We start from the raw sequence: 912 nt of genomic DNA on the forward strand, positions 1-912 counted from the left end.
GCTCTGGCCCGGGCCTTCCTGCGCGACCGGCCGCTGGTGCTGCTGGACGAGCCGACCGCGCACCTGGATCCCGGCACCGAGGCCGAGGTGCTGGACGGGCTGCGACGCCTCTGCGCCGGGCGGACGGCGGTGATCGCCAGCCATTCCTCCCTGCTGCGCCAGCGCTTCCCAGCCCGGGTCCTGACCCTGGAGGAAGGGCATGTGACCGGCCAGGCGCGCCGGGGCAGGGAGGCCGACCATGTGGCGTGACCTCGCCCGCATCCTGGGTCTGTGGCGGGCGCACCGGACCGCGCTGGCGCTGGGCGCGCTGGTCGCCTGCCTCGCCGCCCTGTCCGGCGTCGCCCTGCTGTCCCTGGCCGGGCACGGCGTGTCGCAGGGGCTGCGGCACGGCGCCATGGCCGCCGCCGCGGGCGCGCTGCTGCTGCTGCGGCCACTGATCCTGCTGCGCCCCGTGCTGCGCTGGCTGGAGCGGATGACCACCCATGCCGCCACCTTCCGCGCCCTGGCCGATACCCGCGTCTGGTTCTTCCGCCGGCTGGCGGAGCGCCTTCCAACAGGGATCGGGCTGCACCGCGCCGGCGACCTGCTGGGCCGGCTGGTTTCCGATGTGGAGGCGCTGGACGGACTCTACCTCCGTGCCCTGGCGCCGATGGCGGCGGCCACGGCCACGGTGCTGGCCATCGCCGCCCTGCTGGGCTGGGCCTCGCCCGGGCTGATGGCCGTGGTGGCCCTGCCGCTGGCCCTGGCCCTGCTGCTGCCGCCGATCCTCGCCCCGCTGGCGGCGCGCCGTTCCGCCGCGGTGGCGGAGGCGCGGGGTGCCCTCCGCGCCCGCGCCGTGGAGCCGCTGCTGGGGCTGGAGGACGTGCTGTCCAACAATGGCGAGGCCCGGGCCGGGGCGCGCCTGGCCGAGGC

2 pseudogenes are annotated in these 912 nt (G+C 77.2%); both read left to right on the top strand.

The annotated features are described in order from the left end of the window. Positions 1-249, top strand: a pseudogene (locus tag ROTAS13_RS25120) (thiol reductant ABC exporter subunit CydD); the annotation flags it as partial. Next, positions 239-912 (top strand): annotated as a pseudogene (locus ROTAS13_RS25125) (thiol reductant ABC exporter subunit CydC); the annotation flags it as partial. The pseudogenes ROTAS13_RS25120 and ROTAS13_RS25125, both read left to right, overlap by 11 nt.

Source organism: Roseomonas sp. TAS13 (assembly GCF_001950415.1).
Classification (GTDB): domain Bacteria; phylum Pseudomonadota; class Alphaproteobacteria; order Acetobacterales; family Acetobacteraceae; genus Roseomonas; species Roseomonas mucosa.